The sequence below is a fragment of the Noviherbaspirillum agri genome, from assembly GCF_054780595.1.
Genome location: NZ_BAAGWA010000002.1, coordinates 277,246 through 297,875, shown reverse-complemented (window position 1 = coordinate 297,875; position 20,630 = coordinate 277,246). Strand labels below are relative to the sequence as shown.

The following is a 20,630-nucleotide window of genomic DNA, read 5'->3' as shown; positions in this document are numbered from 1 at the left end:
TCACTTCTTTCATATCCGACGGCCTGAAGTGTATTGGATTCATTACGCTGTAACGAATTTAATACATTTTTGCTCAAGCCGGCGCCGGCCGAGCTCCCAGCCGGATTTTTAGCCAACAACCCTTCTCTTTACTATCGAAGTGTCTACATTTATGGACACTTCGTTTTCCATTTTCACAGCACTCTTTATAAGTCATTGATTTCTCAGGTAAATGAGTGTTGGCACAGCGGTTGCTAACTGTCACATCAATCGACTGCATTCGTCGTGCCGAGGCGGTACGGCCCTGATTCCTCGGTGCGGAAAGCGGGCCGGTCAATCGTCACGGCCGACCTGGCCACTGAAAGGGGTTGTTTGTGAAAATCGTTGTGTTGGGAAGCGGCGTCATCGGAACCGCATCGGCATACTACCTGGCGCAGGCCGGGCATGAAGTGACCGTGGTGGACCGCCAGGATGGGGCCGGGCTGGAAACGAGCTTTGCCAATGCGGGCGAAGTCTCACCGGGTTATTCCGCCCCTTGGGCAGCCCCCGGCATTCCCGTCAAGGCATTGAAGTGGATGCTGATGCGGCACAGTCCGCTCGTGATCCGGCCAGGCACTGATCCTGACATGTGGCGCTGGGTCTTCCAGATGCTGCTGAACTGTACTGCCGCGCGCTATGAAACCAACAAGGGGCGCATGGTACGGCTGGCGGAGTACAGCCGCGACTGCCTGATCGCGCTGCGCAACGATACCGGCATCAGCTACGACGAGCGTACGCAGGGAACGTTGCAGCTGTTCCGCACACAGAAGCAGCTGGATGCAGCGGGGCAGGATATCGCCGTGCTGGAGCGGAATGGCGTGCCTTACGAACTGCTCGACGTGACGGGTTGCACGCGCGTTGAACCCGCGCTGCAACATGTGCGTGGCAAATTCGTCGGCGCGCTGCGCCTGCCGAATGACGAGACCGGAGACTGCTTCAAGTTTACGCAACAGCTGGCGGCAATGGCGGAGCGGGCCGGCGTGAAGTTCAGGTACGGCGTCACCATCCAGCGGCTTGCCAGCGACGGTAGGAAGATCACGGCAGTAAAGACATCGGAAGGCGACCTCAAGGCCGATGGTTATGTGCTGGCGCTCGGCAGCTACTCGCCGTTGTTGCTGCGCGAACTTGGCATCCGCATCCCGGTGTATCCGATCAAAGGTTATTCGATCACGGTGCCAATCCACGATGCTGCCTTTGCGCCCGAGTCCACCGTGATGGACGAAACCTACAAAGTCGCGATCACCCGCCTTGGGGATCGCATCCGCGTCGGCGGCACTGCGGAAATCGCGGGTTATGACCTTGCCTTGCGCAATGCGCGGCGCGAAACGCTGGAGCATTCGGTGGTCGATCTGTTCCCGAAAGGCGGCGATGTCGCCCGTGCGGAATTCTGGACCGGCTTGCGTCCGATGACCCCGGACGGCACGCCCGTGGTGGGACCGACGCCTTACAGCAACCTGTTCCTGAACACCGGCCACGGCACGCTGGGATGGACCATGGCTTGCGGCTCAGGTCGTGTGCTGGCCGACCTCGTATCGGGCAGGCGCCCCGAGATCGATACCGAGGGACTGTTTATGGATCGATATGGCAGGTCGAACCGGCCCACCGTGGTGCCGCAGGAAGTGCGCGCCTGAAAATGGCTAGCGGTCGCTTGCTGCTGTAAAGGTGGCAAGTGAACGGTGGTCTTCGCGCTTCATGCCGTACTTCGTGCCCGCGTCATGCGTTGTGCCGCGCTATTGTGGCTGTGGCGGTGCGCAGGTAAAGTGGCGGACATCGCCAAGAATGGAGCGATTCGCTCCATTCGCCTACCGGACCTGAAAAACACACCATGCGGATCGATGTCCAGTTTGCCGACCGGGTCGGCATTGCTCATGAAATCCTGGCCGTACTGGCGCGCCGCAACATGAACGTCGTCGCAGTCGAGGTCGACTCTTCCGACGTCTTCATCGATATCCCGGAACTCACTGCATCCCTGCTGCCTTCGCTGCGCGAGGATTTCATCTGCGTGGCAGGCGTGAAGGATGTGGTCGTGGTCGATGTGCTGCCGGGAGCACGCCGACGCCTGCACCTCGACACGCTGATGGCGGCGATGGCCGATCCGGTAATGGCGGTTGATGCCGGTGGGCGCATTGTTGCAGCGAATGCTGCTGCCGCCATCGTCGCCGACATGGACGAACGCGAGCTGCAGGGAAAAGCCTTGCAGGACCTGTTCGGTGAAGCGGGTTTGCAGGCGGAACTGGTCGACAGCAGTTTCAAAGCGCCCTCGCGCGAAGTGCGGTTGCATGGGCAGCCTTTCCTTCTCGAAGTGACGCCGGTTTCCGAGCCGCTGGATTCCGCGCTGGGACAGACCGTGGGCGGCGTAATCACACTGCATGCGCCGCGCCGCCTGGGAGGTCGCATCCACGCGCTGCAGAATGCCGGCGGCGGCTTTGGCGCCATCATCGGCGAGTCGGAGCCGATCCGCGCACTCAAGGCGCGTGCAGCGCGTGTGGCGGTCGTCGACGCCCCGCTCTTGATCGCAGGCGAAACCGGCACCGGCAAGGAGCTGGTGGCGCAGGCCTGCCATGCAGCCAGCTCGCGCGGCAGTGCACCTTTCCTCGCATTGAACTGCGCGGCGCTGCCGGAGAGCCTGGCCGAGAGCGAGCTGTTCGGCTATATGCCGGGCGCATTCAGCGGTGCGCAGCGCGGCGGCAAGCCGGGACTGATCGAGATGGCCGAAGGCGGCACCGTGTTCCTTGACGAGATCGGCGAGATGTCGCTGTACCTGCAGGCCAAGCTGCTGCGCTTCCTGAATGACGGCAAGTTCCGTCGCATCGGCAGCGACCGGGAAATCAAGGTCAATGTGCGCATCATCAGCGCAACGCACCGCAACCTGCGCAAAATGGTGGCGGATGGGACCTTCCGTGAAGACCTGTTCTACCGCCTCAATGTGCTGCAGCTGGAAGTGCCCTCACTGCGCGAGCGGCCGGACGACATTCTTTTGCTGGCACGCCATTTCATCGAGCGTGCGTGCGCGCAGGCGCAAAAACCCATCTGCCGGCTCAATGCGCAAGCGTGTGCAGCGCTGGTCGCCCATAGCTGGCCGGGCAACGTGCGGCAACTGCAGAATGTGGTCTTTCGTGCAATTACGATGACAGACCAGCGCACGCTGGATGCTGCCGATTTCGATCTTGCGGAAGGGCGCAGTGCAACCGGGCAGCCGGTACAACTGCAGGAGCTGGAAGACTGGGAAACGTCGGTCGCGTCATACGAGCGCGCGCTGCTGGAGCGTCTTTATCCGCAGTACCCATCGAGCCGAAAACTGGCGTCACGGCTAAAGACCTCACACTCGATGATCGCAAACAAGTTGCGGAAGTACCGTATCCCGGGACCGGCGCGCTGAGAGGTGGTCGGCAAGGAATGTTGAAGCGGCAGGCGCTTATTGCGGAAGGTCGTCGTCCAGCTCTTTGGGCGGGTTGACGGCAGGGATGGTGTACTTTTCTTCAGCCCAGGCGCCCAGATCGATTTTCTTGCAGCGTTCGGAGCAGAAGGGGCGGTACTTGTTTTCTTCTTTCCACTCGACCTTTTTGCCGCAGGTGGGGCAGTCAACAACGGTCGTCATACGATTTCTCAAAAGTTACACAGGGTCAGCTCGAACGGGACATCGTTCTCGTACGGCTTCGGTTTCATGTCGCCGTCCTGCAAGGTGAAGCGCACCCACAGCATGTATTTGTTGGCAGAGATTTCCGGAATTACGCCCAGTTTTTCGTCGATCGACAGGCGCAGCATCTGGTAGACCTTGCCTTGCAACATCTGCTGGTAGCTGCCGCTTTGCGCGACGACTTGTGCGTAGCGGCCGGATTCACGCAGCAGGCGCAGCACGACGCTGATGGCATCAAACAGCGGTGCCAGCGGCGCAAACCAGCCGGAGATGTCGTTATAACGCTGTTCCGCTGTGCGATGCTGCCAGGCGTAGTAGGACGGCAGGTCGAATTCGCAGGCGCCACCGGGGATGATGGTGCGTCCGCGAATGCTCATCAGCCATTCGTTCTCGCGGATGTTCTGTCCGGTCTTGCCTTGCGCGGCCACCAGCGCGGCGCTGCTGCGGTCGACGTCGGACAGCACTTCGTCGAGACGTGCCGACGAGACATTGGGATTGGATTTGAAGCCGATCAGCGTCTGGCGCTGCCGTTCCAACTCCTGCAGTAAGTCGGACTTCAGGTCTGCGCGACCAGCGACTTCCAGCATTTCGAAGATGGTTGCCAGCGCGATATGGTGCTGCAGCGCGTCTTCCTGCCGTAGGAAAAAGATGAACTTTTCGTAAAGATCTTCCAGCCGCAGCAGCGTGCGAATACGCTCATTGAAAGGGTATTCGTAGATGATCAAGGTGGCATCCCTTAACAGAAAACGTTGGGCTGGAAATAATTATAGGATTCTGAACGAAGCTATGAAAAATTACAAATACTGCAGGTAAAGTTATCGTAACTCAACGTAACGACTTGCCTGCGGCTTATGTGATGCTTATCTGCTGCTTACTGTGCCGCGAGCGATGAATAGAGCGCATGCAGGCGGTCGACCTGCGGCACCAGGGCGAGCGCATCGCCATCGTTGTCAATCACATCATCGGCCGTAGCGAGGCGCTGGTCGCGCGTCGCCTGCGCCGCCATGATCGCACGCACCTGCTGCTCGGGCAGGGCGCTGCGGCTGATCACGCGGCGTACCTGCGTGGATTCCGGACAATCGACGACCAGCACGCGGTTCACCCGCTGCCGCCAGCCGCCGGATTCCACCAGCAGCGGCACGACGAAGACAAGGTATGTGCCCTGCGCCTGCTGCGCCGCACGTTCGGTTTCGGCGCGGATCAGCGGATGCAGAATTGCTTCGAGGCGTGTTTTCGCACTTGGTTCGTCAAATACATAAGCACGCATCCTTGCGCGATCCATCGCGCCCTCCGGCGTCAGGAAAGCATCGCCGAACTGGGCGCGAATCTGGGGAATCGCCGCTCCGCCCGGTGCGGTCATCTGGTGCGCAATGACATCGGTGTCGATGACGGACGCGCCGCGGGCCGCGAACATGTCGGCTACCGTGGTCTTGCCACTGCCGATACCGCCGGTCAGTCCGACGGAAAACCTGCGCGCGGTGGAAGCGGTATCCGACATGGTGCTCAGATCGGGAAGCCGAGGTAGGCCTGTGCCAGTGGTTTGCCGTACAACAGCGCGATGACGCCTGCTGCCGCAAGGTAGGGGCCAAACGGGATGGGGTTGTTGCGGCCGTGCTGGGCGAACAGGATCAGGCTGATGCCAACGGCCGCGCCCACGACGGACGACAGCAGGATGATAACGGGCAGCATCTTCCATCCCAGCCATGCACCCAGCGCAGCGAGCAGCTTGAAGTCGCCGTAGCCCATACCTTCCTTGCCCGTCGCCAGCTTGAAGATCCAGTAAATGCTCCACAGGCTGAGGTAGCCGGCAACCGCGCCGATCACCGCATCGTCCAGCGGCACGAAGGTGCCATTGATGTTCACCAGCAAGCCGACCCACAGCAGCGGCAGCGTCAGGTCGTCCGGCAGCAATTGGGTATCCGCATCGATGAAGGTCATCGCGATCAGCAGCCAGGCAAAGAGCAATGTTGCCAATCCTGCCAGACCGCTGCCGAATTGCCAGATCAATGCGGCCGACAGCACGCCGGTCAACAGTTCGACGATCGGATAGCGGATGGAAATCGGCGCCTTGCACTGGATGCACTTGCCGCGCAGGACAAGGTAGCTGATGACGGGAATATTCTCGATCGCCGTGATCTGGTGGCCGCAATGCGGGCAGGCCGAGCGCGGCACCATCAGGTTGTAGCGGTCGGTATGCGGCAGGGGTTTGCCGCTTTCATGGGCGACGTAGTTGTCGGATTCGCGCTGCATCATCTTCGGCATGCGATGAATCACGACGTTCAGGAAGCTGCCGATCATCAACCCGAGTACGGCGGCGAAGATGGTCGGGGCCAGGGTGGCGGGCGGTGCAAACAGGAGCAGGTCGGATGCCATATCAGTTCAGTCCGCCATGCGGGAAGAGGGAAGTGGTGTCACGCGGCCTGCAGAGCGCATTCGTCGCAGTGCTTGAATTCATCATGGTTTGCTTTGTCTTCTGCCCGAGGCGGGCATGTTAATGAAGCCGGAAAAACGGAAGTGCCGGAACGTTGAAATCGCGGTAGAAGGCCTATCCGGACGCGAAAACATGATATAGGGCAACATTCGGCAATGCAAACCTGCAAACGCCCGGTGCGACCAGGATGCGACACTTCAGCGCGTGCTTTCTTCGTCCAATGTTCTCGCGGATTGTATGACAGCCTATGCCCGCCGGCTTTCTCCTTGCGTTGCAGCATTCTACGCTTCGTCACGCCATGGCGCGCCCGCCGCGCAGCGATCATCGCAAGGCTTGCGCCATCTCCAATTGCATGCAGAACGCGGCCGAACCACACGCTTTGGCACCATCTCTAATCAAGCTTGAGGATGCCATGCTGGCCCGAGGTAAAGGAGTGCGTGATGTCAGCGATCGTGCGAATTGATGACGAGGTGATCAACGTCGAGGATTTCGTCAAGGTATTGAAGTTGACCGGACAGTTCGAAAGCCTCATCGAGCAGATGGTGCGCGACAAGCTGACGGTGCGCGCTGCGAAGAAGCGCGGCATTCCGGTGTCGGTGGAAGAGATCCAGGAAAGGGCGGACCAGTTCCGCCGCATCCAGGGGCTGCACCGCGCGGCCGACATGAACAACTACCTCGATGCGCTCGGCGTGAGCCTCGACGAATTCGAGGTCTTCATTACCGACGGCCTGTACCAGGAAAAGATGATGGCCGAGGTGTGCAGCGACAAGGCGGTGGAAGGCTACTTCAAGCTGAACTCGCCCAAGTTCGACAGCATCGAGGTCAGCCACATCGTGCTCGACACGGAAGGCAAGGCCAAGGAAATGATGTCGGTGCTCGCCGACGATCCGGAAAGCTTCGCCGACATGGCGCGCGAGCATTCGATGGCCGACACGCGCGAGCGCGGCGGCGTGATCGGCAAGGTGCTGCGCGGCTCGCTGAAGACCGATATCGAGGCGAAAGTCTTCAATGCCGAAGTCGGTGACCTGCTCGGCCCGTTCCCCGCGCCGGACCGTTCCTTCTTTGAAATCTTCACGGTCAATGCCAAGCATCCCGCATCGCTGGACGAGGAAACCGCGGCGGAAGTGCGGCGCCTGCTGCGCGAAGAATGGCTGATGGCCCGCGCGCAGGAACATGTGATCGAGGCGCGCTGATCCCGGCGCCAGACAGCCATGGAAGCATCGCCGAACAAGCAGGATGCGCCGCCGGCGCAGCCCCTCGCTGACTTCCTTGCATCGGTGGAAATCCTGTCGCCATTCTCGCGCGAAGAAATCGAACAGCTCGCGCAACACGCGGAATCGCGCTTCTATTCCTTCGGCGACACCGTCTGCAATGCAGGCGAGCCGGCCGACGGCCTGTTCGTGATCAAGTCCGGCACCGTGCGCCTGTTTACGGAAGAGCACGGCAAGGAAATCAGCATGGGCGTGCGCAAGGCGCGCGAAGTGTTTGCCGATATCGCCATGCTGCGCGACCACTGGCATGAATCGTCGGTGCGGGCATCGGCCAAGACGGAATTGCTGTTCATCCCGCGCAAGGCGATCGAGCCGGTCATTTCCCGCAACCGCGCCGCGCAAAGTTTCGTCACCAGTTTTGTCGCGATCAATTCCGCCGGCGGCTTCGTCACGCGCCTGTTCGACCTGCGCGGCAAGGTCAACAAGGAAGAGCTGGAAGAATTCGTGCGCAGTGTCGGCGTCAAGCGCGTTACCGCAGGCAAGGAAATCCTGAAGCAGGACGGGCGCGAAGATCGCCGCCTGTATGTAGTGCGACATGGCGAAGTGCGGGTGGTGCGCAAGGAAGGGACGGACGAATATACGCTGGCGACACTGCGCCAGGGTGAAATCTTTGGCGAGAAGGCCTGCCTGATGCGCCAGGAGCAAATGGCATCGGTCACCGCGACGGCCGATACCACGCTGCTGGTCATCCCCGAAAAGACGATCCACATGATCCTCGCGCGCAATCCCAAGCTGCGCGAAGTACTGGAAGACCGCATCCGGATTGTCGAGCGGGAATTGCACCGCCAGCAAAAACTCGCGGAGCGGCGCAAGAGCCCGGTCATCCTCGACCTGCAATCCAAACCGGAGTTCGGCGAAAAAGTCATCAAGCGCTTCGCCTGGGTGGAACAGGCGGAGGAAATGGATTGTGGCGCCGCGTGCCTCGCGATGCTGTGCAAGCATTACGGCATCCCGATGACTTTAGGCAAACTGCGCGAGCTGGCAAATGTGACGACGGAAGGCGCAACGCTCGATAGCCTGGCGCGCGCAGGGGAGTCGCTCGGTTTCACCACGCGCGGCGTGCAATGCACATACGAAGCGCTGCTCGGCTTCGAGCTGCCCTTCATCGTGCATTGGGAAGGCTACCACTACGTCGTCGTGTACGGGGTATCGAAGCGGCAGGTGTGGGTGGCGGATCCGGCGATCGGTTTCCGCAAGATGAGCGTGGAGGAATTCGAGCGCGGCTGGAGCGGCACCTGCCTTGTCTTCACGCCGGGACAAAACATGGTGCAGCTGGCGGCGGCGCGTTCGCCATGGATCCGCTTCGTCGCCTATCTGAAACCCTACAAGAAGATCCTGCTGAACCTGTTCCTCGCGACCTTCGTGATCCAAGTGCTCGGCATCGTGCCGCCGATGATCATTCAGAACATCCTCGATGGCGTGATCGTGCACCACAACGTCAGCCTATTACACCTGCTCATCGTCGGCCTCGTGATCGCGAATGTGTTCACGCAGATAATGACCACCGTCCGGTCCTTCCTCGCGAACTTCATGGTGCGTAACATGGACTTTGCGATGATGTCCCAGTTCTTCAAGCACACGATGTCGCTACCGTTCTCCTTCTTTGCCAAGCGCAAGACCGGCGACATCCTCGCGCGCTTCCAGGAGAACCAGACGATACGCGCCTTCCTGACCGAGTCGACGGTCACCACGATGCTGAACCTGATGATGGTGTTCATCTATTTCAGCATCATGTTCCTGTACAACGTGAAACTGACGCTGGTGCTGATTGCTTTCGTCATCCCGATCATGGTGCTGACTGTGGTCGTCACGCCGAGGATCAAGACCTATGCGCGCGATGCATTTGCGACCGGAACCGATGCGCAGGCATTTCTGATGGAAACGCTCGGCGGGGTCGAGACAGTCAAGGGCATGGGCATCGAGCGGCCGATGCGGCTGAAGTGGGAACGGAAGTACGCGAAGTCGCTCGATGTGCAATACCGCGCGCAGACCTTCAACATCTGGGTGTCTCTGGCCAGCCAGGTACTGAATGCCGCCACCACGATTGCAATCCTGTGGGTGGGGGCGAATCTGGTGCTGGCACGTGAGCTGACGATCGGCCAGTTAATTGCCTTCAATGCCCTGATGGGCAGCGTGCTGGCGCCATTGATGGGGCTGGTCGGTTTATGGAGCCGCCTGAATGATGCCGCAGTGGCGATGGAACGGCTCGGCGACGTGCTGGACATGGAACCCGAGCAAAAGCCGCAGGACTTGCCATCGCGTGTCGTGCTGCCGGATCTGCAGGGCGAGATCAAACTGGACGGCGTGTATTTCCGCTACGGCGGCAACGAAACGCCATACGTGCTCGAAAACATCAGCCTCGACATCAAGCCGGGCGAGCTGATCGCGATCGTCGGGCGCAGCGGCTCCGGCAAGACGACGTTGGCAAAACTGTTGGTCGGTTTCTATCCGCCTTCCGATGGAAAAATCATTGTTGACGGCTACGACGTGAGCGTGATCGACAAGGAGTATTACCGCGCACAGGTCGGCTATGTCATGCAAAGCAACCTGCTGTTCTCCGGCACGATTGCCGAGAATATTGCCAGCGGCGACGAAAGCCCGGACAGACGACGCATCGAGGAAGTCGCGAAGATGGCGGACGCGCATGCGTTCATCAGCAAGATGCCGTTGGGCTATGAGCAAATCGTCGGCGAGCGCGGCGTCGGCCTGTCCGGCGGTCAGATCCAGCGGCTATGCATTGCGCGCGCGTTGTATCACGATCCGCGGCTGCTGGTGTTCGACGAGGCGACGTCGGCGCTGGATACGCAGTCGGAGAGCAACATCATCGGCAACATGAACGAAATCCTGAAAGGCCGCACCGCCGTCATCATCGCGCACCGCCTCAGCACCATCATGCGCGCAGACAAGATCCTCGTACTCTACGAAGGCGCCGTCGTCGAACAGGGGCGGCACGATGAGCTGGTGGCCCGGCGCGGCATGTATTACGAACTGGTGCAGAAACAGCTGAGCGCGGCATGAAACTATACAACCCCACCGGTACGCAAAGCTCCTCGATGTCCTATGCAGGGCTGATCGAGAAAATCGAAATCCTGCGTTCGGCGCTGCGCTGGGCATCGAAACTGGACCGGCCGGAGATCGAGAAGTTGTTGCGGCAAGCGAATGCGCTGCGCGACGAGGTGATGCAGTTGTCGCACAAGGAACGTTTCGTGCAGGCGGCCAGCGCGGAACTGCCGCCGGTGCAGCAGACGCCCGGCGAACGAAAACAGGCTTTACTCGACCGCAGCTTCGTGTTCGAAGGCACCTTTGGCGACAACCCGAAATTGCTGGAAGCGCTGGAGATTGCCGAGAAGGCTGCGCCCACCGACCTGCCGGTGCTGATCGACGGTGAAAGCGGCACCGGCAAGGAACTGATGGCAAAGGTCATCCACGCGAACGGATCACGCGCGGACAAGCCGTATATCTCGGTCAACTGCGGCGCCATTCCAGACAACCTGCTGGAATCGGAATTGTTCGGGCACAAGAAGGGTGCCTTCACCGGCGCGACCAATGACCGCAAGGGCAAGTTCGAAAGCGCGCACAAGGGCACGATCTTCCTCGACGAGATCGGCGAGCTGCCGTTGCCGGGGCAGGTGAAACTGCTGCGCGTGCTGCAGTCGCACGAGATCCAACGCGTCGGATCCGACGAGACGATTTCCGTCGATACGCGCATCGTTGCCGCGACCAACAAGAACCTGCGCAAGCTCATCGAGCAGGGCACGTTCCGCGAAGACTTGTTCTACCGGCTCAGCGTGATCCACCTGACCTTGCCGGCGCTGAGGGAGCGCAAGGACGAAATTCCCTTGCTGTTTTCCTATTTCGGCGACGAGGCGGCGGAGGCGCTGAAGCGGCCGCCAATCAAGATGACACCGCGCCTGCGTGACTTCATGCTTAACTACGCGTATCCCGGCAATATCCGTGAGCTGCGGAACTTGATCTACCGGCTGTCCTGCCTCGCGGGCGAGCGAGCGGACATCGACCATCTTCCGGAAGACATCCGGCCAAAATTGCCGGTATCGGTCCTCCGCGAAGAGAACGCCAATGCCGCAGCGCTGCATGCGACACTCAGCGATGCCAAGCGCGCCGCCAGCGACGAAGCGGAGCGCGCATTCCTCGAGCGCGGCCTGCGCGAAGTCGGCGGTACGGTCGCGGAACTGGCGCGCCGCTGCGACATGAACCGCTCGCACCTGCAGATGCTGTTAAAAAAACACGGCATCCACTCGAAGGATTTCCGCAAGCCGCCGCCTGCGACGCACAGCGCACCGGACAAGCGCATATAATTCCCGGTTTTCTGCCGGCGCGTCCGCGTTGAACGGTTTTGCTATTTCGCCGGCGGCTTCCCTTCCTCCGGCACGTATACCATCGACCCGTTCTTCAGACGATAGGCGGTGCCTGCCTTCATGCCCTGGCCTTCGCCGATCTGGCCGGACGATTTGTATTCCTTCAGCTCATTGCCTTCCTTGATGACCATTGCCATGTCCGGCTTGCCGGGATTCTTGATCACGATGGCATCCTGCGAGGCAAAGGGATTCAGCGGGTTCTCGATCACCGCGATCAGCAGCACCGCGATGATGACGAGGAAGACGTCGACGATGTTGACGACGCTGAGGATGGGATCGTCGCCGTCGTCATCGTCCAGGATATTGATGCTCATCGGACGCCGGCTTGTTGGCGGCGGAGTCATGATGGTTGGGTCAGCCATGGAGCGCTCCCGCGAGATGCACCGTAGCGCCGCCGGCATGCTGTTGCACACGCTCGCGGTGATCCAGCACCTGGCTCAGTTCTTCCAGCAACCAGCGTTTGCGCACCGACTGCACCACATAGGTCATCGCCGCCGACAGCAGCGCGACGACGACGGCGGAGAAGGCGACGACGAGGTTTTGCGCCATGCCCTGCGCATTACCGGACGACACCGCAATCAGCGCCGGCCCCATCGGGATCATGGTGGCAACCAGTCCCAGCATCGGTGCAATGCGGCTGGTGATGCGCTGCACCTCGATCTGCTTGAGCACATACAGTTCCAGGTCTTCCTGCGAGGCGTTGGGCTTGTTGCGCAGGAACTGCAGGATCGGCTGCCGTCCCTGTCCGCGTGCCGTGCGCAGCGCGAGGTCGAACAGCATCATGCCGAGGCAAAACAGCGCATAGACGAACATGATGCACAGCAGGACAAGCACCGGCGTAAGGAAGAACTTCGATATTTCGTACAGGGAGGTTTCAATACTGTTCATGATCGGGGGTCTCGTTCAAGGGTTCAAAGCGTTCAAAGGGATGTTGTCCGTGCCAGTGATTCGCGCCGCGTGCGCCAGGCCTGGTAGGCCACGCCGCCGAGCACAATCAGCGCGATGAGCCAGCCGTAGATCCAGATCAGCTGCTCCAGCACTTGCTCTTTTTTCACTTTGCGCAGCTCCTGTCCGCGCACGACATCGGGTGGCGCTGGTGTTGGCGATGGCGGTGGTGGCGGAACCGCTGCTTGCAGCTTTGGCTGCGGCATGGCGCGTGCCTTCGCCGGCGCGGTGGTTGGTGCCGGCCCATCCAGGCCAAAGCCGGCAGCGAGTTCGTCCACATAAGCCTTGAAGGTTTCATTGGCGGTAAACACGTCATGCTTGTCGGCCACCTCGCGATACACCTCGACCAGTTCGCGCTTGGTTTTCTCGTCCGCCTTCCAGTAGTCCTTGCGGATCGCTTCCAGCATGCGCTCCGCTACCTGCGCCAGCGCGGTCGGGTTGGCTTTCTCGAACCATTCGCGCATGCCGATCTGGTGGCGGTCTTTCACATAGGTTTCATGGAATTCCTGCCACTGGTCGTCGCGCACGACGTTCCTGTCCATCACCTGCCAGCCCCAGAAGTTGTTGACGGCGTTGAGCACCTGCAGCGTGCCGGCATAGCCTTCCTTCTGCATTTCCTTCATCCAGTTCGGATGCTGGTAGACGGAACGCAGCTCTGTTGCCATGAACTTTTCCGCCGTCTGCAGCTTCGCCCGGCCCGGGTCGCGCATGTTGGAGATGTAGAGCTGCGGGTTCTTGCCGTCGAGATGCTTCACCGCCATCGAGATGCCGCCGAGGTATTCGAACGGATGGTCGTTGTCGAGCAAGCCGCGCAGGTTGGAGGAGCGCGAAAACACCGCAGCGCTGGTGCCACGCAGATGCTCCGCATAAGTGTTGATCTCGCGTCCGCTGTTGTCGGTCAGCTTGCGGCTCCAGTTCGCCGTATTCGGCCCGTACGCCCAGGACATGCGTGACAGGTAGAGCTTCTCCAGCTTGCCGTCGCCTTGCTCCCAGTGATCGGAGGCGAGCGTCGCATCGGTCAGCTTGGTGCTGTAGTCGCCGCTTTCATTGCCGAAGACACGGGTCAGCGCGAATTCGGCAGCGTCCTCTTCCTTCACGCCCTGCTTGAGCAACGCCCCTCGGATGCGCTCGGTATTGGCCCGGATGTAGTTATCCTTGCCATTCTCATCCAGCGCGGCAAGCATCACGACCGCTTCGTTGAAGCGTTCCATCACGTTCGGGAACTGGTCGCGGTACAGGCCGGTGAGCGAAATCACGGCGTCGATGCGCGGCCGTCCCAGCTCGGAAAGCGGTATCGGCTCCATGCCGGTCACACGCCCGCCTTCGTCCCATTGCGGCTTCACGCCCATCGCATACAGCACTTGCGCTTCGAGCATGCCCATGTGGCGCATCGTCTCGGTGCTCCACATGCTAAAGGCGAGTTTTTCCGGGAACTTGCCGAGCGTCGCCTGGTAAGTCGTGATCAGTTCCTGCAGCGCCTGCTTGCCGGCTTCATAGGCGGCACGGGTCGGCACGCGCGATGGGTCAAAGCCGTACATGTTGCGCCCGGTATGCAGCGCATCCGGATTGCGGATCGGGTCGCCGCCATAGGACGGATCGATCCAGCGCGCGGACAGGCCTTTGCTGACGCCTTCAATCTCCCAATCGGCGCGCAGGTCGACCAGGAACTTGCGGCCGCGTTGTGCCAGTGCGCGCAGCTGCGGATCATCCAGTTCCTCCAGCGGTTTTTCGGCAACGACATAGTCCTCGACGAAGCGATAGGGGCGGGTTTGCTGCAGCTGCTTGTAATCGCCGGCGAACGCGGCGCGGGCGCTTTTGATTCCGAGCCGTTCATACAGCGGCTGGCCGAGCATCTGCATCACATTGCTGATCAGGTGCGCGCGCTCCGCGTCCTTGCCCAGCGTATGCAGGCCGAGCGGTTGCATGGCGGCACCGAGGTCTTCCAGGTAATCCTGGATGTCACGCAGGAATTTGTCGAACTCTCGTTCGAGGTCGGCGACCTTCCACTGCATGTCCTTGTGGAGGTTCATCTTCACCGCTTTCTCGATGATGAGCTTGCGACTGTTTTCCTTCACCAGTCCCTCGTCGAGCGACTGGTAGTCGCGGATCAGGTCGTTGATGGCGACGAAGTCTTCCGACAGGCCGGCCGGCGCAAATGCCGGCGTCTGGTGGCTGACGATGACGCCGCGCCCGCGCCGCTTCACATGGATGGCCTCGCCGATGTTGTCGACGATGTACGGATAGACAATCGGCGTATTCCCGACCAGGAGATTGGGATCGTCATATGCCCACAGCCCGCGCTCCTTGCCGGGCGTCCATTCCTGGCTGCCGTGCGTGCCGAAGTGGACGATTGCATCGGCCTTGTAGTGCTCGCGCACCCACAGGTAGGTCGCCATGTAAAAGTGGTTCAGCGGCAGCTTGGTGTCGTGGAACATCCGCTTCTCGTCATGGTGGCCGGCGCTTTCGCTACGCATCGGCTGCGGCAGCACGAGCAGCTTGCCGAGCTTCATGCGCGGGATGGCAAAACCGGCCACGCCGTCTTTCTTGGTGATCCAGTAACTGGTTTCCGGTGTACCCCAGAATTTCTGCACACTGTCGCGCACGGAGGCGGGCAGCGTCACATACCAGCGTTTGTAATCGCTTAATGGCAGGAAGTCCCAGTGCCGGGTTTTCATCAGCTCGCCCAGCGAGTCGGGACGGTATGCCGGGCGCAGCATGTCTGCGACAGCGGCGATCAGCGCTTCTTCCGAGGTCGCATCAAAGGCGTAGCCTTCCGCCTTGAGCCGGTCGACGAGATGGGTGATGGAGCGCGGTACGTTGAGATTGGACGCGCCCTGGTTTTTCTCGCCGGGCGGATGGTTCCAAAAGAACAGCGCCACCTGCTTTTGCGCATTCGGCATCGTCTGCAGGCGGGCGAGGTTGAACGCTTTGCCGACCAGCAGGTGCATCTGTTCCGGCATTGGCACCAGCTCGCCGCCTTCGTTGGCAGTCAGCACGACTGGGTCCTGCAGGCCGATGTATTCGGCGTTGGTCAGCGTGAAGGGCAGATAGAAGCTGCTGACGCCGGCCGTGTCCTTTAGGTAGTCGGCGCGCGTGCCGTTGCGGTAGGCGAGCACGTTGATGGCCGGGATGCCGAGTGCCTGATGCCAGGCCTTGCGTCCCTCCGGATCGGTGCCGAGGAAGGTGTTGACCATCAGGACGTTCAGGATCGGCTTGCCGTTTAGCGTGACCAGCGGCTCGTCCACTGGAACCACGCGGGATTCTTTCGGATTGGGGAAACCGTCCTGATGGATGTTGGCGGGAGGGGCGGTCGGGCCGCCCCTGCTTGCCGCTGCGTCACTACGAGCGCGGGCAACGCGCGATCCGCGATAGAACAGCAGCGGCACAGCGCCCGCGTTCTCCAATGCGCGCACGGTGTCGTCAAGCATGCGCGACTGCCCGTCCGAGATGTAGCTGGAGGAGATTTCCATGCCGATCACCGGCGATCCTTCCCACTTGCGGTTCGTGCTGCCTTGCCACCATTCCAGGTACTGCGGCAGGTTGTCGAATACCAGCTTGTCGTAACCGGGGTGGTAGATGCCGCCATTGGGCAGCGCGATCGGCGGGGCAATCGCGGATACATCGTTGCCGCGAATGAGCGCCTGCAGGTACTGGAACAGGCGTTCATGGTTCATGCGTGTGCCGCCGACGTAGTAGTCGAACACGCGTTGCGCGTGTTCGCGCTCCATGCCGGTTGCGCGCAGGCGGATCGGCGGACTCATCACGTTGATGCTGGCCGTGGGCAGGGCGAGCTCGCGCAGGCGCTTGCCGGCCGCGCGCTCCACCTGCGCCTGGTCCTCGTTGCGCGGCGCATCGATGAGCACGAGCCGGGCGCCGTCGAGCACACGCTTGACGCCGGATTCGCCTTCGGCGTCGACCTGCGTCCACGCGAGTGTGATGCCTTGCTCCTTCGCTACGGCTTCCATCAGCCTGAACTTGCGTTCCAGTACAAACTTGGTGGACAGGATCGCGACCTTGTCTGCGGCAGCGGCATGAAAACTGGCCAGGGCCAGCAACAGGTACACCAGACATCGTTTCATGTCAGGATTCCTTCAGTTCGTAAACAATCGGAATGCGCAACTCGGTCGCGCGTCCGGGCTGGTGACGCGAGCGCGCAATGTTTGCCGCTTGCTGCACCAGCTGCAATGCCGCCTCGTCCAGCGCCTTGAAGCCGGAGGTGCCAACCACCACGCAGTGCACAATTTCACCGGTCGCGGAGAAATGCGCCTCTACCGTGACTACACCTTCCTGGCGCATCCGTTGGCCCACACGCGGGTAGTGCTTGTACTTGGCCAGCATGGACTCCAGCTGGCCCTGCCAGCGTGGCTGCTCCGATGCCCTGCTCGCGGATGGTCTTGCTTCAGCCGCTTCGACCGTAGCGGGTGCCTCCCGCTGTGCGGAAACCGCCTCGGCGGTTGCAGGCGGGGCGGCGACAGGTGCCACCACATCGGGAGCTGCCGGCACTGCAGGCTCGGGCTGCGCCGCGGGTACGGTGGCCTGCTGCGGTGGGGTTGGCGTGCTGCGTGGCGCGGGCTTTTGTACGGGCGCCGGCGCGGGTTTCGGCAGCGGGGGAGGTGGCGTTACCGGTTCTGCCTGCTCCTGCACAGGTGCAGCTTCCGCTTGCCAGCCTACCGACAGATCCAGCGGCTTGTAAGCCGGCAGTTCTTCCACGCTTTTTGACAGCCCCCAACCGGCACCGGCCACGAGCACGAGATGCAGGCCGGCGGAAACTGCCCAATCCTTCATCCGCACGCGTGCCGTTCCGCAAAGATCGTTCGTCATTGCCGCTTGACCTCCAGGCTGACCTTGCTGAAGCCGGTTGCCTTCACCCTGTCCACGAGTCCGACGAAGGAGCTGAGTTCCAGCCGGCCGTCGGCGCGCACAATGACCTGCATGCTGCGGGGATGCTTGCCGAGCGCCTCTTCCAGGTTCTCCAGCGGCTGGTCGTTCAGGAACAGTGCGCGCTCCTGCGTCATCGTGAGCACCAGTGGCGCCACCTCTGCCGGTGGCGCGGATGTCGACGTCGCAAGGTCGACCGGGATGCGGCCCGTCACGACGAAGGTGGCCGTGGTCAGCACGATGGTGAGCAGCACCAGCATCACGTCGACCAGCGGGATGACGTTGATCTCGTCGATTTCCTCCATCGCGTCGTTAGCCACCATGCGCCTCATCGAAGTCGGTGAGCCGCTCGCGCACGCGGCGCCGCAGCACGTTGTTCATCGCCACGCAGGGAATGGCGACGGTGATGCCGGCCGCCGTTGCCTTCAGCGCCAGCGCCAGCCCGGTCATGATCGACTTCACATCCATCTCGCCGGTCGCACCGAGGGTTTCGAAGGTGAGCATGATGCCGAGCACGGTGCCCAGCAGGCCGATGTAGGGCGAGTTGGAGGCCACCGTGCTGATCAGGTTGAGGCGGCGCGTCAGGTCGCTTTCCAGGCGGGCCCGGCTGGTGTAGGACCGGGCATCGATGCGGCGGTAAAACCTGACCCGTTCAAGCGCGATGGCGACTGCGGCCGTGCTCAGCGCGAGCAGAATCGCGAATACCGCAAACTCAACCATGGGACGTAATCCTTGCATTGCAATCTCCTTTAGAAACGCAGTGCGACGCCGGCGCGCCATATGCGGCCGGGATCGACAGTGAGGGAAAGGTCTTCCGCGTTGTACCGGCCGTCATAGCGGAAGTTGGTGGCGTAGCTTTGCGCATCGTTCGTTCCGCGCGCGATGGTGTAGTAATCCTTGTCGAACAGGTTGTCGACGCGGACAAAGGCCGACAGGGTCGAGCCTCCGAGCCATGGCATCTTGCGGCCGTAATCGACGGCGAGGTTGAACAGCGTGCGGCTCGGCCATTTCTCCTGGTTGATCTCGTCGGCCCAGGACTCGGCGCGGTAATCCATCTCGCCGGTAACCTTCCAGTGTTGCGCCAGCTTCCATGCGGTGCGCAGGTTGAGCATATGGCGCGGCACGCGGGGCACCTTGTTGCCGGTATTGTTGTGACGCACCAGCGTGTAGCAGTTGTTCCAGTTGGGTGACGGCACGTTGCATGCGCCGGTGCCGACCGGCGTGCCGCGCGGATTGCCGAGCGCCTGCAGGAAGGTGTCGTACTGCGTGAAGTAGGAGTCGAGATAGGTGTAGGCCAGGTCCCAGCTCACCGTATTCGATACCGACGACTGCAGCGCCAGTTCGAAGCCGCGTGAGCGTGCGCCGCCGATGTTCTCATAGCGCGCGATGTTGTCCGCATTGCTGTTGGCGTACTGGCCGTTGGTGTCGAGGATGAAATCGTCGCGGTCGATCTGGAACAGTGTCGCCTCCACCTGCGCGTCGCGCCCCATCAGCGCGAAAGCCTTGCGCATGCCGAGCTCGAAGGTGACGGCGCGTTCCGGTTTCAGGTCGGGGTTGTTGGCGACATTGGACGTCGGGCTCTGGCTGCCGCGGTACAGCTGCTCGGCGGTCGGCGTGCGAAAGCCGGTGGAAACATTGCCGAATACCGTGGCATCCTTGATGCCGGTCCAGGCAACGCCCAGCCGCCAGCTCTTGGCATTGAAGGTCTTCGTTTCGCTGATTGCCGTATTGCCGTTGCCCGCAACCGGCTTGGCGCGGTAGTCGAGCTCGATGCGGTCGTGGCGGACATTGCCGGTAAACGCCCAGTCGGTCACCGGACTCCACTTCACTTCGCCATATAGCGCCTGCACCGATTCATCGGTATCGTCGTCGCCAAAGACCATGCCTTCCGGCGTAACGGGGCTGAACGGGCTGTTGCGGAAACTGGTTTTTGCGGTCGTCTCGTTGAGGTATTCATTGCGCTTGAGTTCGACGCCGCCCATCAGGCCGAAGGGGCCGGTGCTCGTGCGCAGTTCGCTCTTGATGCCGCGCTGCGTCTGGTGGTAATCGTTGAGCATCGTGTAGGCGTCGGAGCTGCTGACCGGTGCGCCAGTGGCGGAGAAGCGCTGCGGCGCAGACCAGAACTTGGTATGGTCGGTGTACTGGTAGGCGAGCGCCAGCAGGTTGGTCTTGTCGGAAAGATCGTTGGAGTACGTCAGGTTCAGGCGCTGCAGCGCGACATCGAAGTGGCGCGCGTAGTCGCGCCCCAGCACGCCTTCCGGATCCTCCTGCGCCTGCGTGACGCCGGTGACGGTGCCGTGCTTGTCACGGAAGCGGTCCGCATGCTCGATGCCCAGCGTCAGGTCGGAATGGGCATTGAGCAGCCAGCGCACGTTGCCGGTGATCGCATCGGACTTGTAGTCGGACTGGAAGTGATAGTCGTCCGATTTGCGTTGCGACACCTGGAGGTGGCCCGACCAGGAGTCATTCGCAGTGCCGATGCGCGCCAGATGCCGCCAGTAGCCGTAGGAGCCGACATCGGTTTCGACCGATGCGCCCTTGTTGGTCGCGCCGCGCTTGGTGGTGATGATGACCGCGCCCGACAGCGCATCCTCGCCGAACAGATAGGACGCGCCGCCCTTGATGACCTTGATGCTTTCGATGTTGTCGAGGTCGACGTTGACCTTGCCGGTGCGCTCGAATACCGGCACGCCGTCGATGACGACCGCCACGCCGGGCTTTTCGCCCATGTAGCGTTGATTCTCCACGCCGCGGAACTTCATCTTCAGCTCATCGCCGCTCGAGATGTCGACGGTAACGCCGGGGATGGCCTTGAGCACCTGAACCAGGTTGTCGACATGTTGAGCCTCGACCTGGCGTCCGGAGATGTTGACGGTGCTGGCAGGCTCGCGCGCACCGTCGCCAAAACGGTCATCGATGGTGGAGCCGGTGACGGTCACCTGGCGCAGCGTTTGTACGGGCTCGCTGTTGGACTGCGCGAAGGCGGCCGGCGTAAAGAGGCTCGCCAGCGCAGCGGCAAGCAGTGTTCTGTTCAGATTCATTTGAGGCTGTCTTTCTCGATCGTTCTCGATATG

The 20,630-nt window shown here is 61.4% G+C and carries 16 protein-coding genes; 5 read left to right on the top strand and 11 right to left on the bottom strand.

The window, feature by feature from the left end:
* The first annotated feature begins 353 nt into the window (after positions 1 to 353).
* Positions 354 to 1,649 (top strand): D-amino acid dehydrogenase, encoded by a 1,296-nt coding sequence (locus ACYVIA_RS04075; protein WP_460838124.1) that lies wholly within the window; start codon positions 354 to 356, stop codon positions 1,647 to 1,649.
* Positions 1,650 to 1,843: 194 nt separating this feature from the next.
* The gene (locus tag ACYVIA_RS04070; protein WP_460838123.1) at positions 1,844 to 3,397 is read left to right on the top strand and encodes a sigma 54-interacting transcriptional regulator; all 1,554 of its coding nucleotides are present in this window, start codon (positions 1,844 to 1,846) and stop codon (positions 3,395 to 3,397) included.
* 36 nt (positions 3,398 to 3,433) lie between these two features.
* Here ACYVIA_RS04070 and yacG read toward each other — a convergent pair whose 3' ends face one another.
* The 4 genes from yacG to ACYVIA_RS04050 form a co-directional block, all read right to left on the bottom strand.
* Positions 3,434 to 3,616, bottom strand: coding sequence for a DNA gyrase inhibitor YacG (gene yacG / locus ACYVIA_RS04065; RefSeq protein WP_460838121.1), 183 nt, complete (start codon positions 3,614 to 3,616; stop codon positions 3,434 to 3,436).
* An 8-nt stretch (positions 3,617 to 3,624) separates the two neighbouring features.
* Complete coding sequence (gene zapD / locus ACYVIA_RS04060) at positions 3,625 to 4,380, bottom strand: cell division protein ZapD (RefSeq protein WP_460838119.1); 756 nt, start codon at positions 4,378 to 4,380, stop codon at positions 3,625 to 3,627.
* Positions 4,381 to 4,526: 146 nt separating this feature from the next.
* Complete coding sequence (gene coaE, locus ACYVIA_RS04055; protein ID WP_460838117.1) at positions 4,527 to 5,153, bottom strand: dephospho-CoA kinase; 627 nt, start codon at positions 5,151 to 5,153, stop codon at positions 4,527 to 4,529.
* A gap of 5 nt (positions 5,154 to 5,158) precedes the next feature.
* A complete protein-coding gene (locus ACYVIA_RS04050; RefSeq protein ID WP_460838114.1) occupies positions 5,159 to 6,028 on the bottom strand; it encodes a prepilin peptidase in 870 nt (289 codons plus the stop codon).
* A gap of 498 nt (positions 6,029 to 6,526) precedes the next feature.
* Between ACYVIA_RS04050 and ACYVIA_RS04045 the strand changes: the two genes are divergently transcribed.
* Genes ACYVIA_RS04045 through ACYVIA_RS04035 form a run of 3 tightly spaced genes read left to right on the top strand, consistent with a single transcriptional unit; the run spans position 6,527 to position 11,673 of the window.
* Positions 6,527 to 7,279, top strand: a complete 753-nt coding sequence (locus ACYVIA_RS04045) for a peptidylprolyl isomerase (RefSeq protein WP_460838113.1) — start codon at positions 6,527 to 6,529, stop codon at positions 7,277 to 7,279.
* Positions 7,280 to 7,297: 18 nt separating this feature from the next.
* A complete protein-coding gene (locus tag ACYVIA_RS04040) occupies positions 7,298 to 10,375 on the top strand; it encodes a peptidase domain-containing ABC transporter (RefSeq protein ID WP_460838111.1) in 3,078 nt (1,025 codons plus the stop codon).
* Positions 10,372 to 11,673, top strand: coding sequence for a sigma-54 interaction domain-containing protein (locus ACYVIA_RS04035; protein WP_460838110.1), 1,302 nt, complete (start codon positions 10,372 to 10,374; stop codon positions 11,671 to 11,673). Before ACYVIA_RS04040 ends, ACYVIA_RS04035 begins: the two co-directional genes overlap by 4 nt.
* Before the next feature lie 41 nt (positions 11,674 to 11,714).
* Here the strand turns inward: ACYVIA_RS04035 and ACYVIA_RS04030 are convergent, their stop codons facing one another.
* Genes ACYVIA_RS04030 through ACYVIA_RS04000 form a run of 7 tightly spaced genes read right to left on the bottom strand, consistent with a single transcriptional unit; the run spans position 11,715 to position 20,597 of the window.
* Positions 11,715 to 12,095 carry a DUF2149 domain-containing protein gene (locus tag ACYVIA_RS04030; protein ID WP_460838108.1) on the bottom strand — a complete coding sequence of 127 codons (381 nt, stop codon included), beginning with the start codon at positions 12,093 to 12,095 and terminating at the stop codon, positions 11,715 to 11,717.
* Positions 12,088 to 12,621: a MotA/TolQ/ExbB proton channel family protein gene (locus ACYVIA_RS04025; protein ID WP_460838106.1), complete on the bottom strand. Its 534-nt coding sequence runs from the start codon at positions 12,619 to 12,621 to the stop codon at positions 12,088 to 12,090. The genes ACYVIA_RS04030 and ACYVIA_RS04025 overlap by 8 nt, the downstream gene beginning before the upstream one ends.
* Before the next feature lie 32 nt (positions 12,622 to 12,653).
* On the bottom strand, positions 12,654 to 16,757 hold the full coding sequence (cobN, locus tag ACYVIA_RS04020) for a cobaltochelatase subunit CobN (RefSeq protein ID WP_460838105.1): 4,104 nt from the start codon (positions 16,755 to 16,757) through the stop codon (positions 12,654 to 12,656).
* A gap of 1 nt (position 16,758) precedes the next feature.
* The gene (locus tag ACYVIA_RS04015; RefSeq protein ID WP_460838104.1) at positions 16,759 to 17,499 is read right to left on the bottom strand and encodes an energy transducer TonB; all 741 of its coding nucleotides are present in this window, start codon (positions 17,497 to 17,499) and stop codon (positions 16,759 to 16,761) included.
* Positions 17,496 to 17,879 carry an ExbD/TolR family protein gene (locus ACYVIA_RS04010; RefSeq protein WP_460838102.1) on the bottom strand — a complete coding sequence of 128 codons (384 nt, stop codon included), beginning with the start codon at positions 17,877 to 17,879 and terminating at the stop codon, positions 17,496 to 17,498. Before ACYVIA_RS04010 ends, ACYVIA_RS04015 begins: the two co-directional genes overlap by 4 nt.
* Positions 17,869 to 18,294, bottom strand: a complete 426-nt coding sequence (locus ACYVIA_RS04005; RefSeq protein WP_460838100.1) for a MotA/TolQ/ExbB proton channel family protein — start codon at positions 18,292 to 18,294, stop codon at positions 17,869 to 17,871. The genes ACYVIA_RS04010 and ACYVIA_RS04005 overlap by 11 nt, the downstream gene beginning before the upstream one ends.
* Positions 18,295 to 18,305: 11 nt before the next feature.
* Positions 18,306 to 20,597, bottom strand: a complete 2,292-nt coding sequence (locus ACYVIA_RS04000) for a TonB-dependent receptor (RefSeq protein WP_460838099.1) — start codon at positions 20,595 to 20,597, stop codon at positions 18,306 to 18,308.
* Positions 20,598 to 20,630: the final 33 nt, after the last annotated feature.

Excerpts from the sequence above, each read along its gene's own strand:
- ACYVIA_RS04070 (WP_460838123.1), top strand. The coding sequence starts at position 1,844 with ATGCGGATCGATGTCCAGTTTGCCGACCGGGTCGGCATTGCTCATGAA.
- yacG (WP_460838121.1), bottom strand. The coding sequence starts at position 3,616 with ATGACGACCGTTGTTGACTGCCCCACCTGCGGCAAAAAGGTCGAGTGG.
- coaE (WP_460838117.1), bottom strand. The coding sequence starts at position 5,153 with ATGTCGGATACCGCTTCCACCGCGCGCAGGTTTTCCGTCGGACTGACC.
- ACYVIA_RS04050 (WP_460838114.1), bottom strand. The coding sequence starts at position 6,028 with ATGGCATCCGACCTGCTCCTGTTTGCACCGCCCGCCACCCTGGCCCCG.
- ACYVIA_RS04045 (WP_460838113.1), top strand. The coding sequence starts at position 6,527 with ATGTCAGCGATCGTGCGAATTGATGACGAGGTGATCAACGTCGAGGAT.
- ACYVIA_RS04040 (WP_460838111.1), top strand. The coding sequence starts at position 7,298 with ATGGAAGCATCGCCGAACAAGCAGGATGCGCCGCCGGCGCAGCCCCTC.
- ACYVIA_RS04035 (WP_460838110.1), top strand. The coding sequence starts at position 10,372 with ATGAAACTATACAACCCCACCGGTACGCAAAGCTCCTCGATGTCCTAT.
- ACYVIA_RS04030 (WP_460838108.1), bottom strand. The coding sequence starts at position 12,095 with ATGGCTGACCCAACCATCATGACTCCGCCGCCAACAAGCCGGCGTCCG.
- ACYVIA_RS04025 (WP_460838106.1), bottom strand. The coding sequence starts at position 12,621 with ATGAACAGTATTGAAACCTCCCTGTACGAAATATCGAAGTTCTTCCTT.
- cobN (WP_460838105.1), bottom strand. The coding sequence starts at position 16,757 with ATGAAACGATGTCTGGTGTACCTGTTGCTGGCCCTGGCCAGTTTTCAT.
- ACYVIA_RS04015 (WP_460838104.1), bottom strand. The coding sequence starts at position 17,499 with ATGACGAACGATCTTTGCGGAACGGCACGCGTGCGGATGAAGGATTGG.
- ACYVIA_RS04010 (WP_460838102.1), bottom strand. The coding sequence starts at position 17,879 with ATGGTGGCTAACGACGCGATGGAGGAAATCGACGAGATCAACGTCATC.
- ACYVIA_RS04005 (WP_460838100.1), bottom strand. The coding sequence starts at position 18,294 with ATGCAAGGATTACGTCCCATGGTTGAGTTTGCGGTATTCGCGATTCTG.
- ACYVIA_RS04000 (WP_460838099.1), bottom strand. The coding sequence starts at position 20,597 with ATGAATCTGAACAGAACACTGCTTGCCGCTGCGCTGGCGAGCCTCTTT.